This is a genomic window from Cryobacterium sp. Sr8, assembly GCF_004403225.1.
Taxonomy (GTDB): Bacteria; Actinomycetota; Actinomycetes; order Actinomycetales; family Microbacteriaceae; genus Cryobacterium; species Cryobacterium psychrotolerans.
In genome coordinates, this window is sequence record NZ_SOHO01000042.1 from 45,843 (window position 1) to 59,951 (window position 14,109).

General features: G+C 68.4%; 13 protein-coding genes and 1 tRNA gene. 3 read left to right on the top strand and 11 right to left on the bottom strand.

Annotated elements, in window-relative coordinates; all coding sequences use genetic code 11:
* Positions 1–2: 2 nt before the first annotated feature.
* Positions 3–1,046, bottom strand: coding sequence for a thiamine-phosphate kinase (gene thiL, locus E3T54_RS08290; RefSeq protein ID WP_134475300.1), 1,044 nt, complete (start codon positions 1,044–1,046; stop codon positions 3–5).
* A 23-nt stretch (positions 1,047–1,069) separates the two neighbouring features.
* Between thiL and E3T54_RS08295 the strand changes: the two genes are divergently transcribed.
* Positions 1,070–1,564 (top strand): DUF3515 family protein, encoded by a 495-nt coding sequence (locus E3T54_RS08295; protein WP_134475301.1) that lies wholly within the window; start codon positions 1,070–1,072, stop codon positions 1,562–1,564.
* Positions 1,565–1,649: 85 nt separating this feature from the next.
* Here E3T54_RS08295 and E3T54_RS08300 read toward each other — a convergent pair whose 3' ends face one another.
* From E3T54_RS08300 to E3T54_RS08335, 8 genes are all read right to left on the bottom strand, one after another.
* Entirely contained in the window at positions 1,650–2,738 is a 1,089-nt protein-coding gene (locus E3T54_RS08300) for a D-alanine--D-alanine ligase family protein (protein ID WP_134475302.1), read from the bottom strand.
* Positions 2,641–3,768 carry an NAD(P)H-dependent glycerol-3-phosphate dehydrogenase gene (locus E3T54_RS08305; RefSeq protein WP_134475303.1) on the bottom strand — a complete coding sequence of 376 codons (1,128 nt, stop codon included), beginning with the start codon at positions 3,766–3,768 and terminating at the stop codon, positions 2,641–2,643. Before E3T54_RS08305 ends, E3T54_RS08300 begins: the two co-directional genes overlap by 98 nt.
* On the bottom strand, positions 3,758–4,522 hold the full coding sequence (locus E3T54_RS08310) for a 1-acyl-sn-glycerol-3-phosphate acyltransferase (protein WP_134475327.1): 765 nt from the start codon (positions 4,520–4,522) through the stop codon (positions 3,758–3,760). Before E3T54_RS08310 ends, E3T54_RS08305 begins: the two co-directional genes overlap by 11 nt.
* A gap of 67 nt (positions 4,523–4,589) precedes the next feature.
* On the bottom strand, positions 4,590–5,957 hold the full coding sequence (gene murA / locus E3T54_RS08315) for a UDP-N-acetylglucosamine 1-carboxyvinyltransferase (RefSeq protein WP_134475304.1): 1,368 nt from the start codon (positions 5,955–5,957) through the stop codon (positions 4,590–4,592).
* A gap of 3 nt (positions 5,958–5,960) precedes the next feature.
* Positions 5,961–6,587 carry a 3-isopropylmalate dehydratase small subunit gene (gene leuD / locus E3T54_RS08320; RefSeq protein WP_134475305.1) on the bottom strand — a complete coding sequence of 209 codons (627 nt, stop codon included), beginning with the start codon at positions 6,585–6,587 and terminating at the stop codon, positions 5,961–5,963.
* 2 nt (positions 6,588–6,589) lie between these two features.
* Positions 6,590–8,095 (bottom strand): 3-isopropylmalate dehydratase large subunit, encoded by a 1,506-nt coding sequence (gene leuC / locus E3T54_RS08325; RefSeq protein ID WP_134475306.1) that lies wholly within the window; start codon positions 8,093–8,095, stop codon positions 6,590–6,592.
* Positions 8,096–8,242: 147 nt separating this feature from the next.
* Entirely contained in the window at positions 8,243–9,037 is a 795-nt protein-coding gene (locus tag E3T54_RS08330) for a PP2C family serine/threonine-protein phosphatase (protein WP_134475307.1), read from the bottom strand.
* A 135-nt stretch (positions 9,038–9,172) separates the two neighbouring features.
* Positions 9,173–10,198 carry a TerC family protein gene (locus tag E3T54_RS08335; protein ID WP_134475308.1) on the bottom strand — a complete coding sequence of 342 codons (1,026 nt, stop codon included), beginning with the start codon at positions 10,196–10,198 and terminating at the stop codon, positions 9,173–9,175.
* 391 nt (positions 10,199–10,589) lie between these two features.
* Between E3T54_RS08335 and tdh the strand changes: the two genes are divergently transcribed.
* Together tdh and E3T54_RS08345 are read left to right on the top strand one after the other, a co-directional pair.
* Positions 10,590–11,633: an L-threonine 3-dehydrogenase gene (gene tdh, locus E3T54_RS08340; RefSeq protein WP_241977132.1), complete on the top strand. Its 1,044-nt coding sequence runs from the start codon at positions 10,590–10,592 to the stop codon at positions 11,631–11,633.
* An 83-nt stretch (positions 11,634–11,716) separates the two neighbouring features.
* On the top strand, positions 11,717–12,892 hold the full coding sequence (locus E3T54_RS08345) for a glycine C-acetyltransferase (protein WP_134475309.1): 1,176 nt from the start codon (positions 11,717–11,719) through the stop codon (positions 12,890–12,892).
* A 179-nt stretch (positions 12,893–13,071) separates the two neighbouring features.
* Here the strand turns inward: E3T54_RS08345 and E3T54_RS08350 are convergent.
* Both E3T54_RS08350 and E3T54_RS08355 read right to left on the bottom strand, forming a co-directional pair.
* Positions 13,072–13,147, bottom strand: a tRNA-Glu gene (locus E3T54_RS08350).
* A gap of 56 nt (positions 13,148–13,203) precedes the next feature.
* The gene (locus tag E3T54_RS08355) at positions 13,204–14,106 is read right to left on the bottom strand and encodes a diacylglycerol kinase family protein (RefSeq protein ID WP_134475310.1); all 903 of its coding nucleotides are present in this window, start codon (positions 14,104–14,106) and stop codon (positions 13,204–13,206) included.
* Positions 14,107–14,109 lie beyond the last annotated feature (3 nt).

Consider the following 14,109-nt stretch of genomic DNA (forward strand, 5'->3'; position numbering starts at 1 on the left):
AGCTAGCCGGCGGCGCCGTCCCAGCCTCGGTAGGGGTCCCAGCCGTTCTGGGTGTGCGGAACACCGTCGACGAGGATGGCGCCGGCAACACTCCCAGCGCCGGCCCCTGCGCCTGTGGCGGGCGCGGCGGTGACGACGCCGAGGGCGCGGAAGCCCTCGGGGAGCGTCACGTCCGGCGGGAAGGTGGCGAGCAGGCCGTGGTCTTCGCCGCCGCCCAGGGCGAGTTCGATCCGGTCGCCCAGGGCCGCGGAATCGAAGTCGATGGCCACGCCGCTGGCTCTGGCCAGGCGTCCGCCGTCGAGGGCGAGGCCGTCGGACACGTCGAGCATGGCCGTCGCCCCGGCGCGTGCCGCGGCCGGACCGGCCTCGAGCGGCGGCACGGGCGTGAACTGGGCGGCGAGCACGTCGGGGTGCGTTTCCCGGAGTGCGGCGGCGAGCTCCGCGTTCGGGTTGCCCTGCGCGTCGACGGCACGCCGGAAGAGCAGTTCGAGGCCCGCGCCCGCCTGTCCGAGGCCGCCCGCGAGCGCGACCACGTCGCCGGGGCGCGCGCCGGACCGGAGCACGGGCGCGCGACCCTCCAGGTCGCCGAACGCCGTCACAGCGATCGTCAGCACGTCGGAGGCCGACAGGTCGCCGCCGACCACGCCGCAGCCGGGCGCCAGCGCCTCGCAGCAGTTGCGCAGGCCGTCCGCGATGCCCTCGAGCACCGTGATCGGGGTGTGCGGCGGCGCGGCGATGGCGACGACGAGGGCGGTGGGCCTGGCGCCCATGGCGGCGACATCCGACAGGTTCGTCGCCGCGGCCTTCCAGCCCAGATCGTGCGGCGTCGACCAGGCCAGTCGGAAGTCGGGCCCGTGGATCATCATGTCCGTCGTCACCACGTAGCGCCCGTCGGGGGCTGCGATCACGGCGGCGTCGTCGCCCGGGCCGAGCAGGGCGGCGGCGGCGGCCGGCAGCCGGGGGAAGATGCGGGCGAGCACCTCTCCCTCGCTCAGCCCGGCGAGCGTCTCGGTCGTGGTCGCCTTCGAGCCCGCAGCATTCGTCATGCTCAAACGGTAGCCTGAATGCGATGACTTCCAGATTCCCGGCGCTGCGCATCGCGGCCGTCGGCGCCCTCCTTGCGGCCACCGTTGCGCTCACCGGCTGCGTCGCGATCGTTCCGCTCGAACCCGCCGCGGATGCCGTGAACCCGAGCTGCGCGGACCTGATCGTGCGCCTGCCGTCGACGGTGGCCGACCAGCCGGATCGCGAGACGAACGCGCAGGCCACCGCGGCGTGGGGCGACCCGGCCGCCATCCTGTTGCACTGCGGTGTGGAGGTGCCCGGCCCGACGACCCTGCCCTGCGTCAACATCAACGGCATCGACTGGATCGAGGACGACTCGGAGGCACCGCTCTACCGCTACACGACCTTCGGTCGCGACCCGGCGACCGAGCTCGTCGTCGACTCGGAAAAGGTGAGCGGCTCGACGGTCCTGGTGGACCTGTCCCGCGCCGTGTCCACCATCCCCGCGACCGGCGCGTGCGTCGGCGCCGAAGACGTGACCCTCCCGCCCGCGCCCTGAAACCCCCGCGAAACCGCAGTTGTGCGCGTTAAACGGCACGAATAACGCGCACAATTGCGGTTTCGCGGGATGCTGCGGCGGGCGGTCAGCGGCGGGAGAGAGCGACCTCGATGAGCTCGTCGATGAGCTGAGGGTAGGTGTAGCCGCTGGCCAGCCAGCAGCTCGGGAACATCGAGATCGGGGTGAAGCCCGGCATCGTGTTGATCTCGTTGATCACCCAGCCCGCCGCGGTGAGGAAGAAGTCCACCCGGGCGAGGCCGGCCCCGTCGATGGCGTCGAAGGCCCTGATCGCAAGCCCGCGCATGACGGCCAGCTCGTCCTCGGTGAGCGCCGCCGGGCAGACCAGGTCGATCCCGGGCGCGCCCCGGTACTTGGCGTCGAAGTCGTAGAAGTCGCGTCCGCTGACGATCACCTCGCCGGCGACGGATGCCCGAGTCGGCTCCCCCGGACGGCCCTGCAGCACCGCGATCTCGAGTTCGCGGCCCACCAGACCGGCCTCGATGAGCACCTTGCTGTCCTCGGCCAGGGCCACCGCCATCGCGTCGGCGAGCTGCTCCGACGTCGTGACCTTGCTCACGCCGACGCTGGAGCCGGCCCGGGCCGGCTTGACGAAGGCGGGGAAGCCGACCCCGGCGAGGGCGGCGTACGCCATGCCGGGGGCCTCGGCCCAGTCCTCCGCCGTGATCGTGCGCCACGGGGCGACGGGGAGCGCCGCATGCTGCAGCACCGTCTTGGTGAAGTGTTTGTCCATGCCGAGCGCGGAGGCGAGCACGCCGGAGCCGACGTAGGGCAGGCCGACCAGTTCGAGCATCCCCTGCACCGTGCCGTCCTCGCCGAACGGGCCGTGCAGGATCGGGAAGACCAGGTCGACCGTGCCGAGGGACCGGGTGCCGGTCGCGTCGGTGACGGTCAGTTCGCGGCTCTTGGTGCTGTCCGGCCAGCGCACCCGGGTGCCGTTGTCGACGACCGTGGGCAGCGCATCGGCATTCAGGCGGAACCGGTCCGGGTCGTTGACTTCGAGCACGAAGGCACCGTCGGGGGTGATCCCGATCGGGATGACCGTGTAGCGGTCCGGGTCAATTGCCGCCAGGACCCCGCCCGCTGTGGCGCAACTGATCGAATGTTCGCTTGACCGCCCCCCAAAGAGCAGCGCCACCGTGAGCTTGTCCGTCATCCGTCGTCCTTTCGCCCTGCGGTTCGTCTGAGTCTGTGGTCAGGTGGGGCGCAAGATCCCGAGGCTTCAGCGTACCGGCCAGCACCTGGCGCACCTGCTCCACGATGGGCATCTCGACGCCCCTGGCCCTGGCCAGTTCGAGGATCGGCCCCACCGAGGCAAGACCTTCCGTGGTCTGCTGCATCTGCTTGACGACGTCGTTGTAGCTGTAGCCCTGGCCCAGGAGCCGCCCGGCCGTGTTGTTGCGGGAGAGGGGCGACTGGCAGGTGGCGATGAGGTCGCCGAGGCCCGCCAGGCCGGCCAGGGTTTCCGGATGCGCGCCGTAGGCGACCGAGAAATCGGTCATCTCGACGAGACCGCGGGTGATGATCGCGGCCTTCGTGTTCTCGCCGTAGCCGACCCCGTCGACGATGCCGATGGCCAGGGCGATCAGGTTCTTCAGCACGCCGCCGAACTCGGTGCCGATGACATCCGTGTTCACGTAGGAGCGGAAGTAGCGGGTGGTGGCGAGCACGGCCACGGCCTGGGCCGTTTCGAGGCTGGCCGAGGAGACCACCGCGGCGGTCGGCTGCTCCTTGGCGATCTCGAGGGCCAGGTTCGGGCCGGAAATCGCGGCGATGCGGGCGGGGTCGATCTCGAGGACCTGCTCGATCACGGTGCTCATCCGCATCCCGGAGGATCGTTCGACGCCCTTCATCAGCGAGACGACGATGGCGTCTTCGGAGATGTAGGGCTGGGCCTGGATCAGGTTTTCGCGCAGTGACTGGCTCGGCACGGAGACGAACACCTGCTCGGCGCCGAGGAGGGCCAGGTCGAGCCTTGATGTGGCGCGGAGGCCGACGGGCAGGTTGATTCCCGGCAGGTAGTCGCTGTTGCGGCGCCCCTCCGAGATCTCCCGCGCCAGCTCGGGCCGCCGGGCCCACAACATGACGTCGGCGCCGCCGTCGGCGAGGATCTTCGCGAACGTGGTGCCCCAACTTCCGGCACCGAGAACGGCAACACGTTTGCCTGGCTGAACCTTAGGCTTCAAAACGGCCGGTCTCTTTCTGGTCGTGCTCGGACGGGTTCCAGCGCGTGTTCGGCGCCTTCTCCCCGCGGAGGTCTTCGAGCAAACGGGTGATGGCGTCCATGACGACGGCGGTTGCCTCGTTCAGCGTGGCCGAGTCGAGGGGGCGGCCGCGGAAACGGTCGAGGTCGACCGGGTCGCCGATCTTGACGGACACCGTCTTGCGGGGGAAGAGACTAATCTTTTTGGAGTAGCGCCCCATGATCTCCTGCGCGCCCCAGTGGGCGGCCGGAATGATCGGGATGTCATGCTCGAGGGCGATGCGCACGGCCCCGGTCTTGCCGCGCATGGGCCAGAGGTCGGGGTCCCGGGTGAGCGATCCCTCCGGGTAGACGACGACCATCTGGCCGTTGGCGACCAGTCGCTGTGCGGCCTTCACTGGCTCGCTCCCCCTGATCGACCCACCGCGCTCGACCGGGATCTGACCCGACTTCCGCAGGATCCAGCCGGCCACGGGGATCGTGAACACGGATGCCTTGGCCAGGAATCGGGGCAGCCGGCCCAGCTTCCAGGACACGACGCCCATGACGACCGGGTCGATCTCGGTGTAGTGGTTCGGCGCGAGCACGAACGCTCCGGAGCGTGGAAACTTCTGTGCGTCGACGATCCGGTAGCGGGCCGCCAGGTTCATGATCGGCAGGATCAGGGCGGCCAGGAGCCAGAAGTACGAAGGTCGACTCTTCTCCGAACGGGTTCGGGAATTCTGGTCAGGCGTCATCGGCTGCGGCACGTCCCTATTATCCCTGTCTCCCCCGGCGTCGACGTGCGAATCGCTCGACGTCGAATCACTCGAGATCGAAGTCCGCTCCGAGCAATTGGAGCTTGGTGATGAAGTTCTCGTAGCCGCGGCTGATGATTCCGACGTTGCTGACGGTGGAGGTGCCGTCGGCGCTGAGCGCGGCGATCAGGTGGCTGAAGCCGCCGCGGAGGTCGGGCACCTCGATGTCGGCGCCGTGCAGCTTCGTCGGACCGGTGATGACGGCCGAGTGGTTGAAGTTTCGCTGGCCGAAACGACACGGATGCCCGCCCAGGCACTCCTTGTGGATCTGGATCGTGGCGCCCATCTCGATCAGCGCGTCGACGAAGCCGAACCGCTGCTCGTAGACGGTCTCGTGCACGATCGACGTTCCCCTGGCCTTGGTCAGGGCCACGACGAGCGGCTGCTGCCAGTCGGTCATGAAGCCGGGGTGGACATCCGTTTCGATCACCACGGGCTTGAGGTCGCCGCCCGGGTGGTAGAAGCGGATGCCGTCGTCGTGGATGTCGAAGGCGCCGCCGACCTTGCGGAAGACGTTGAGGAAGGTGAGCATTTCGGGCTGGCGGGCGCCGCCGACGAAGATGTCGCCGTCGGTGGCGAGGGCCGCGGCGGCCCAGCTGGCCGCCTCGTTCCGGTCGAACAGGGCACGGTGGTTGAACCCCTCGAGGCGTTTGACGCCCTCGATCCGGATGACCCGGTCGGTGTCGACCGTGATGATCGCGCCCATCTTCTGCAGGATGTTGATGAGATCCATGATCTCGGGCTCGATGGCCGCACCCTTGAGTTCGGTGATGCCCTCCGCGCGCACGGCGGTCAGGAGCACCTGCTCGGTCGCTCCGACGCTCGGGTAGGGCAGCTCGACCTTGGCGCCCTTGAGGCCGTTGGGAGCGGACATCCGGATGCCGCTCTCCTGCTTCTCGACGACGGCGCCGAACTTGCGCAGCACGTCGAGGTGGAAGTCGATCGGCCGGTCGCCAATCCGGCAGCCGCCGAGGTCGGGGATGAATGCTTCGCCGAGGCGGTGCAGCAGCGGGCCACAGAACAGGATGGGGATGCGCGACGACCCGGCATGCGCGTCGATGGCGGCGAAGTGCGCGCTCTCGACGTCGACGGGGTCGAGGAGCAGTTCGCCCTCTTCTTCGCCCTCTGAGACCTTGACGCCGTGAACCTCGAGCAGGCCGCGAACGATGCGCACATCGCTGATGTTCGGCACGTTCTTGAGCACGCTGGGACTTTCACCCAGGAGCGCGGCCACCATGGCCTTGGTGACCAGGTTCTTCGCGCCCTTCAGCTCGATCCGGCCCACGAGCGGGATGCCGCCACGGATGGTGATGCGGTCGCTCTTGAGGCCGACGGCTGCGCCGTGGTTCTGCGCGTCCTGGATGAGTGTGCTCACGTATTACCTGCCTTGCGGGGAGAGTTCGGGGGAAGGAAGTGCGGGGAGGGTGCGGGGAAGCCAGGCCTCCCGCGTCGATTCGAATTCCGTGATCCGCGCCTCGTCGCGCAGTGTCAATCCGATGTCGTCAAGGCCTTCGAGCAGCCGCCATCTAGTGTAATCATCGATCTCGAACGAGACTGTGAGGTCGCCGACCCGCACCGTGCGGTCGACCAGGTCGACGGTCAGTTCAAGCCCGGGGTCGGACTCCAGCACGGCCCAGAGCGTCTCGGCGTCCACCTCGGAGATCTCCCCGGCGAGCAGGCCCTGCTTGCCGGAGTTGCCGCGGAAGATGTCGCCGAAGCGGGGGCTCAGCACGACGTCGAAACCGTAGTCGCGGAGCGCCCAGACGGCGTGTTCGCGGGAGGAACCGGTGCCGAAGTCGGCCCCGGCGACGAGCACGCGGGCTCCGCGGTAGGCCGGTTTATTGAGCACGAAGTCGGGGTCCTGGCGCCAGGCCGCGAACAGCGCGTCCTCGAACCCGGTCTTCGTCACCCGCTTCAGGTAGACGGCAGGGATGATCTGGTCGGTGTCGACGTTGGAGCGGCGCAGGGGAACGGCGATCCCGGTGACGGTGGTGAACTTCTGCATGGTTACTTCTCTCCGTTCGAGGCCGTGTTCGAGGCCGTGTTCGAGGCCGTGTTCGAGGCCGCTCCTGCGGCCAGGTCAGCGGCCAGGTCCCACGGGCTCGACAGGGTGCCGCGGATGGCGGTGGCGGCGGCAACGAGCGGGGAGACCAGGTGGGTGCGTCCGCCCTTGCCCTGCCGACCCTCGAAGTTGCGGTTGCTGGTCGACGCGCAGCGCTCCCCCGGGGCGAGCTGGTCGGGGTTCATGCCGAGGCACATCGAGCAGCCGGCGAAACGCCACTCCGCGCCGAAGTCGGTGAAGATCTTGTCGAGGCCCTCGGCCTCGGCCTCGATTCGCACGCGAGCGGAGCCCGGCACCACGAGCATCCGGACGCCGTCGGCGACAGAGTGACCCTTGATGATCTCGGCGGCGGCACGCAGATCCTCGACCCGGCTGTTCGTGCAGGATCCCAAAAAGACTGTGTCGACCCGGATTTGCTTCATCGGCGTGCCCGCGGCGAGATCCATGTATTCGAGTGCCCGCTCGGCCGCCGCGCGCTCGTTGGCGTCGCTGATGGCGGAGGGGTCGGGCACGGTGTCGCTGAGCGAAACGCCCTGGCCGGGGTTGGTGCCCCAGGTGACGAACGGCTCGAGCGCGTCGGCGTCGAGCACGACCTCGGCGTCGAACACCGCGCCGTCGTCGGTCGCGAGGGTTTCCCAGTACGCCACGGCATCGACCCAGTCCTGGCCCCGGGGCGCGTGGGCGCGGCCCTCGAGGTAGTCGTAGGTGGTCGCATCCGGCGCGATCATGCCCGCGCGGGCGCCGGCCTCGATCGACATGTTGCAGATCGTCATCCGGCCCTCCATGGAGAGGGAGCGGATGGCGCTGCCGCGGAACTCGAGCACGTAGCCCTGTCCGCCGCCGGTGCCGATCTTCGCGATCACCGCAAGGATGATGTCCTTCGCGCTGACGCCGGGGCGCAGGGCGCCGTCCACGGTGATGGCCATGGTCTTGAACGGCTTCAGCGGAAGCGTCTGGGTGGCCATGACGTGCTCCACCTCGCTCGTGCCGATGCCGAACGCCATGGCCCCGAACGCGCCGTGGGTGGAGGTGTGGGAGTCGCCGCAGACGACGGTGATGCCCGGCTGGGTCAGCCCCAGCTGCGGGCCCACGACGTGCACGATGCCCTGCTCGATGTCGCCGAGCGAGTGCAGCCGTACGCCGAACTCGGCGCAGTTGCGGCGGAGCGTTTCGATCTGGGTGCGGCTGGTGACGTCGGCGATGGGCCGGTCGATGTGCAGCGTCGGCGTGTTGTGGTCTTCCGTCGCGATCGTGAGGTCGGGTCGCCGCAGGGGCCGCCCGGCCACGCGCAGTCCGTCGAAGGCCTGCGGGCTGGTGACCTCGTGCACGAGGTGCAGGTCGATGTAGATGAGGTCGGGCGTGCCGTCTTCACCCCTGGCGACGAGGTGTTTGTCCCAGACCTTCTCGGCCAGGGTGCGTGGGCGTTCGCCCGTGATTGCTGCGTTGCTCATGAGTGTGTGCGTCTTCCTGGGAATGGGGAACAGCCGACAACGGACTCCGCGACGGGCGTGGCCTCAGAACTGGGACCCGTCGCGGCAAGGAAGAAGAAGCAGACCGGTAAGCATCCATTCAGGCTAACACCTCGGCCTGTCGTCCACTCAGGCGGAATGCGTCCCGTCGCCGGGCTGCGGCCCGAGCAGCGACTCGACGAACACGACGGTGATGTTGTCACGCCCCCCGCGGGCAATGGCCTCGTCGACGAGGGCGTCGGCGACATTCCCCCCGCCCTCGGCCGCGTCGGTGTGGGCCGCGAGCACCCGGGTGATGTCGTCGGAGTCGAGTTCCTTGGTGAGCCCGTCGGAGCAGACCAGGAAGGCCTGCCGGCCGGTCGCGGACAGCAGCCACACGTCGGTGTCGACGAACTCGTCGGCGCCGATGGCCCGGGTGATCATATTGCGCTCCGGGTGCTTCTCGGCGGCCTCGGCGGTGATCAGCCCGGCGTCGACCATCTCCTGCACGGCGGAATGGTCGACGCTCAGCTGCTCGAGCGCGGATCCGTCCCAGGTGTAGATGCGGGAGTCGCCGACGTTGAACAACATCCAGTGAAATCCCTCGTTGTCCCCCGCTTCGACGAACGCCACCCCGGCCAGGGTCGTTCCCGAGACGGCCGCGCCGATATCGTCGACGGCGCTGAGGTCGCGCACGGCGTCATTGGACGAGTGGATGGCGTCGAGGATGCGCTCGGGCGTCGAGGGGACATCCGCTTCGATGTGTTCGTCGAACACCCGGATGACCGTCTGGCTGGCGAGGTCGCCGCGGGCGTGGCCGCCCATCCCGTCGGCGACGAGGAAGACCGGGCACTGTGCCATGACACTGTCCTCGTTGACCGCGCGCACCGAGCCGACGTCCGACCGGGCGCTGAACGCCAACCGGACAACCCCGGTGCGAAGCATGAGTACGCTCTCGCCATTCACAACCACGTCTACCCCAGCGCTCGTCACGGGTCCTCCGGTCAGGTCCCGCGGCCCCTGACGGGGGCGTGAATGTCCCACCGTATCAAGAGTTGCGAGCCCGTCCCGCGGGCGGCATCACTCGTCCGCGTAGTGGGGCATCTCTTCGGCCAGGGTGTGGCCGCGCTTCCGGGCGTCGGAGCGCGCCTTGATCACGCTGGCGATGGTCGCCACCGCCATCGACCCGAGGATGACGCCGAGCGAGGTCCAGGTGTCGATCTCCGGGGCCCAGGCAAAGCCCTCGCCGCCGTTGATGAACGGCACCTCGTTGGTGTGCAGCGCGTGCAGCACGAGCTTGACGCCGATGAAGAACAGGATGAACGCGATGCCGTACTTGAGGTACTCGAGGCGTTCGAGCAGGCCGCCGAGCAGGAAGTACAGCTGCCGCAGGCCCATCAGCGCGAAGATGTTGGCCGTGAACACGATGAAGGGGCTGGTGGTGATGCCGAAGATCGCCGGGATGGAGTCGAGCGCGAAGATGAGGTCGGTCGTGCCGATGGCGAGGAACACGATGATCATCGGCGTGAAGATCTTCTTGCCGTCGATCTTTGTGCGGATCTTCGCGCCGTCGAACTCGGAGGAGATCCGGATGTGCTTGCGGAGGAAGAGGATGATGCCGCTCTCGGACTCTTCCAGGTCCTCTTCCTTCTGGAAGGCCTGGCGCACCGCGGTGTAGAGCAGGAAGGCGCCGAAGATGTAGAAGATCCAGCTGAAGTTCTCGATCAACTGGGCGCCCAGCAGGATGAAGATTCCGCGCAGGACCAGGGCGATGATGATGCCCACCATCAGCACCTCCTGCTGGTATTTCCGGGGCACGGAGAACCTCGCCATGATGATGACGAAGACGAACAGGTTGTCGATGCTCAGGCTGTACTCGGTGAGCCAGCCGGCGAGGAACTGGCCGGCGTGCTCCGCGTCGCCCAGCACGAACATGAGCAGGGCGAAGACCAGCGCGAGGCCCACGTAGAACGCCACCCAGAGGCTCGCCTCGCGGATCGACGGGACGTGCGGGCGTTTGAAGACGATGAGCAGGTCGGCGACCAGGATGAGCGTCAAGATGACGAGGGAGCCGATTTCGAACCAGATGGGGAGGGCGAGATCCACGAGGGCCTTTCATTGCGGTGGGATGCTGCACGGGGTGCTGATGACAGCACGGAACCCGAAAGTCTCTCCCGCACCTGGAAAAAAAGATGCCACCGTGCCCGGGGCCCCGGCGTTGCGGCCCGTATTGACGATCACGGCATAGAACCCGAATCGAGTCCAGAGGGATACTCCCCTTCACTCCGAGGAGTCTACCGGATGCCCGGCGGCACGGCTTGCCTGCTGCGCGCTCGCAGCCTCCACACCCGCGGCCTCCACACCCGCGGCCTTCACCCGAGCCGTGATGCACGCCGTTTACACTCAGTGGAGCGTCACAAGCGCTCACGCTGTCGTGATTGACGGCATCCGCACCGCGTCGAACCACCAGTTCAACGATGAACGAAAGGCAACATCCGTGCTCGCACTCTTCAAACCCTCCGGAGCTCCCGGACTCGAGCTGGTCGACCGGCCCGAACCGCGCACCGGCGACGACGAGGTGAAGATCCGGGTGTTGCGCACCGGGATTTGCGGCACCGACCTGCACATCGAGTCCTGGGACTCCTGGGCGGCCGGTACCATCAGCCCGCCGATCATCCCCGGCCACGAGTTCTACGGCGAGGTGGTCGAGGTCGGCTCCCAGGTGCGCGACGTGCACGTCGGCGCCCGCGTGTCCGGCGAGGGCCACATCGTCTGCGGCAACTGCCGCAACTGTCGCGCCGGCCGCCGGCAGATGTGCATCCGCACGCTCAGCGTCGGCGTCAACCGCGACGGCGCCTTCGCCGAGTATGTGGTGATCCCCGAATCCAACGTCTGGGTGCACCTCGAAGACATCGACCCCGACCTCGGCGCGATCTTCGATCCCTTCGGCAACGCCGTGCACACCGCCCTCAGCTTCCCGCTCGTCGGCGAGGACGTGCTCATCACCGGAGCCGGCCCGATCGGCCTGATGGCCGCCGCCGTCGCCCGGCACGTCGGCGCGCGTTTCGTCGTCGTGACGGATGTCTCCGAGCCGCGGCTGGCACTCGCCCGCCAGATGGGCGCTGACCTCACCGTCAACGTCGCCGAGTCACGGATCGCCGACGCGCAGCGCACGCTCGGCATGCGCGAAGGCTTCGACGTCGGCTTCGAGATGTCGGGCCACCCGGGCGCGCTGCCCGAGATGATCACCAACCTCAACCACGGCGGCCGCGTCGCGATGCTCGGCCTGCCGAGCGCGCCGATCGACGTCGACTGGGCCAGGGTCGTCACGCACATGCTCACGATCAAGGGGATTTACGGCCGCGAGATGTACGAGACCTGGGTGGCCATGAGCGCCATGCTGCAGTCGAGCGAATGGCTTCGCGACGCACTCTCCTCCGTCATCACCGACCGCTTCCCCGCCGCACGCTGGCAGGAGGGCTTCGACGCCGCCCGCGCGGGCACCGGCGGCAAGGTCGTGCTCGACTGGAGCGCCCTCTAAGCCCACACGAACCGGCCTCCCGGCCGACTGCCCCTGGTGGCTCCCTCGCGGGCCCCCGCTACCCCATCACCCCAAGGAGATCCATGTACGGCACCATGAAGGCCCAGCTGCAGGGCTCGCTCGACGAGATCCGCGCCGCCGGCCTGTTCAAGAACGAGCGCAGGCTCGCCTCTGCGCAGTCCTCGCACATCCGCACCGGCGGCGAAGAGGTGCTCAACTTCTGCGCCAACAACTACCTCGGCCTGGCCAACCACCCCGACATCGTCGACGCGGCGCAGACCGCCATGGACGACTGGGGCTTCGGCCTGGCCAGCGTGCGCTTCATCTGCGGCACGCAGGAGCTGCACATCGCGCTCGAGGCCCGGGTCTCCGAGTTCCTCGGCACCGAGGACACGATCCTGTTCTCCTCCTGCTTCGACGCGAACGGCGGCGTGTTCGAGACGCTGTTCACGGCCGAAGACGCGATCATCTCCGACGAGCTGAACCACGCCTCCATCATCGACGGCATCCGGCTCTGCAAGGCCTCCCGCTACCGGTACAAGAACCGCGACATGGCCGACCTCGAGGCGCAGCTGATCGCGGCGAAGGATGCCCGGCAGCGTCTCATCGTCACCGACGGCGTCTTCTCCATGGACGGCTATCTCGCGCCGCTGCAGGAGATCTGCGACCTGGCCGACAAGTACGGCGCGCTGGTGATGGTCGACGACTCCCACGCCGTCGGTTTCATCGGCGAGCACGGGCGGGGAACGCCGGAGCTGGCCGGCGTCGAGCGCCGCGTGGACTTCACCACGGGCACCTTCGGGAAGGCCCTCGGCGGGGCATCCGGCGGCTACGTCAGCGGTCACCAGGAGATCATCGACCTGCTCCGCCAGCGCGCCCGCCCTTACCTGTTCTCCAACACCGTGGCCCCGGCGGTCGTGGCCGGCACCCTCAAGGCCCTCGACCTCGTCGACGCCGGCGGGGAGCTGCGCGCGCGCCTGGGCGAGAACGCGGCCCTGTTCCGCCGCCGGATGAGCGAAGAGGGCTTCGACCTGCTCGAGGGCGAACATCCGATCATCCCGGTGATGTTCGGGGACGCCGCCCTCGCCGCCCGCGTTGCCGACCGGATGCTCGCCGAGGGCGTCTACGTGACCGCGTTCAGCTACCCGGTGGTGCCGCACGGCAAGGCTCGCATCCGCGTGCAGCTCTCGGCGGCCCACACGCCCGACGACGTCGAGGCCTGCGTCCGCGCCTTCGTCGCCTCCCGCGAAACCGCCTAAAGCCCCCTGCATCCTCGCCGAACTGTGAGTTTGGCACCTTCCCGGGCCCCACGAAGGTGCCAAACTCACAGTTCGGCGGAGGGGGTGGCGGCGGCGGGGGTGGCGGCGGGGGTGGCGGCGGTCGAGGGACACGGTAGACAGAAAAAAGCCCTCCCGCTGGTGGCGAGAGGGCTTCGTTGTGGTGACCCCAGCGGGATTCGAACCCGCGTTACCGCCGTGAGAGGGCGATGTCCTAGGCCGCTAAACGATGGGGCCGTTTTTGCAACTTACCGAGTATGCCACACGGGAAGGGGCACCTCCAAACCGAGCGCCTAGGCGCAGATCAATAAGGCTCCAGGCTTCACGTCGACCTGCACCGGCAGGGGGCCGACCCATTCCCCGTCGGCATAGGCGATCACCCCAGGGCCCTCGATCCGCACGCTCCGGCAGCGCGTCAGTTCCACCTGCGGCAGGTGCGTATGCGTTCCGGAGAATACCTTCGGGAACACGCGCAGCAGGCCAAGCCGAGACAGCGGCTTAACGATGAACAGGTCGAGCAGTCCGTCGTCGATGACGGCGTCGGGGGCGATCAGCATGCCCCCGCCCATGGACGTGTTGTTGGCGACGGAGATGAGCATCGCACTGAGGTTGCGCGGCACGCCGTCGACCGTGACCCGGTATGGGATCGGCCGGAACGTCGCGAGTTCCCGGAGCATGGCGAGCGTGTACCGGCTCTTCCCCCTGGGCCGGCGCATCCGGTTGGCTCGCTCGTTGACGTTGGCGTCGAAGCCCGCGGACAGCACACCGACGTACCAGGTGGTGAGGTCGCCGTGCCGCACCAGGACCGCGTCGATCGCGCGGGGCGGCCGGGTGATCGCCGCCAGCAGGTGACGGATGGCCGCTTCGGTGTCTTCGAGGGGAAGCCCCAGCCCCCTGGCGAAGTCGTTGCCGGTTCCGCACGGAACGATCGCGAGGGGCAGGGACGTGCCGGCGAGCTCGTTCACGCCGAGGCTCACCATCCCGTCTCCACCGACGACGACGAGGAGGTCGACGCCGCCGGCAATGGTGGCCTGGACCTCGCGTCGAAGCAGGTCGATGTCGACCTCGGTCAACTCGGTCACGTCATGGCCCAGCTCGCGCAGCGCCGCCACGACCTTCGGACCGACGTCGCGCCGGCGCCCGAAGGACGCAAACGCGTTGATGGCTACGGCAATCCGCAGAACGGGGTGTGGCATATC

Excerpts from the sequence above, each read along its gene's own strand:
- thiL (WP_134475300.1), bottom strand. The coding sequence starts at position 1,046 with ATGACGAATGCTGCGGGCTCGAAGGCGACCACGACCGAGACGCTCGCC.
- E3T54_RS08295 (WP_134475301.1), top strand. The coding sequence starts at position 1,070 with ATGACTTCCAGATTCCCGGCGCTGCGCATCGCGGCCGTCGGCGCCCTC.
- E3T54_RS08300 (WP_134475302.1), bottom strand. The coding sequence starts at position 2,738 with ATGACGGACAAGCTCACGGTGGCGCTGCTCTTTGGGGGGCGGTCAAGC.
- E3T54_RS08310 (WP_134475327.1), bottom strand. The coding sequence starts at position 4,522 with ATGACGCCTGACCAGAATTCCCGAACCCGTTCGGAGAAGAGTCGACCT.
- leuD (WP_134475305.1), bottom strand. The coding sequence starts at position 6,587 with ATGCAGAAGTTCACCACCGTCACCGGGATCGCCGTTCCCCTGCGCCGC.
- leuC (WP_134475306.1), bottom strand. The coding sequence starts at position 8,095 with ATGAGCAACGCAGCAATCACGGGCGAACGCCCACGCACCCTGGCCGAG.
- E3T54_RS08330 (WP_134475307.1), bottom strand. The coding sequence starts at position 9,037 with ATGCTTCGCACCGGGGTTGTCCGGTTGGCGTTCAGCGCCCGGTCGGAC.
- E3T54_RS08345 (WP_134475309.1), top strand. The coding sequence starts at position 11,717 with ATGTACGGCACCATGAAGGCCCAGCTGCAGGGCTCGCTCGACGAGATC.
- E3T54_RS08355 (WP_134475310.1), bottom strand. The coding sequence starts at position 14,106 with ATGCCACACCCCGTTCTGCGGATTGCCGTAGCCATCAACGCGTTTGCG.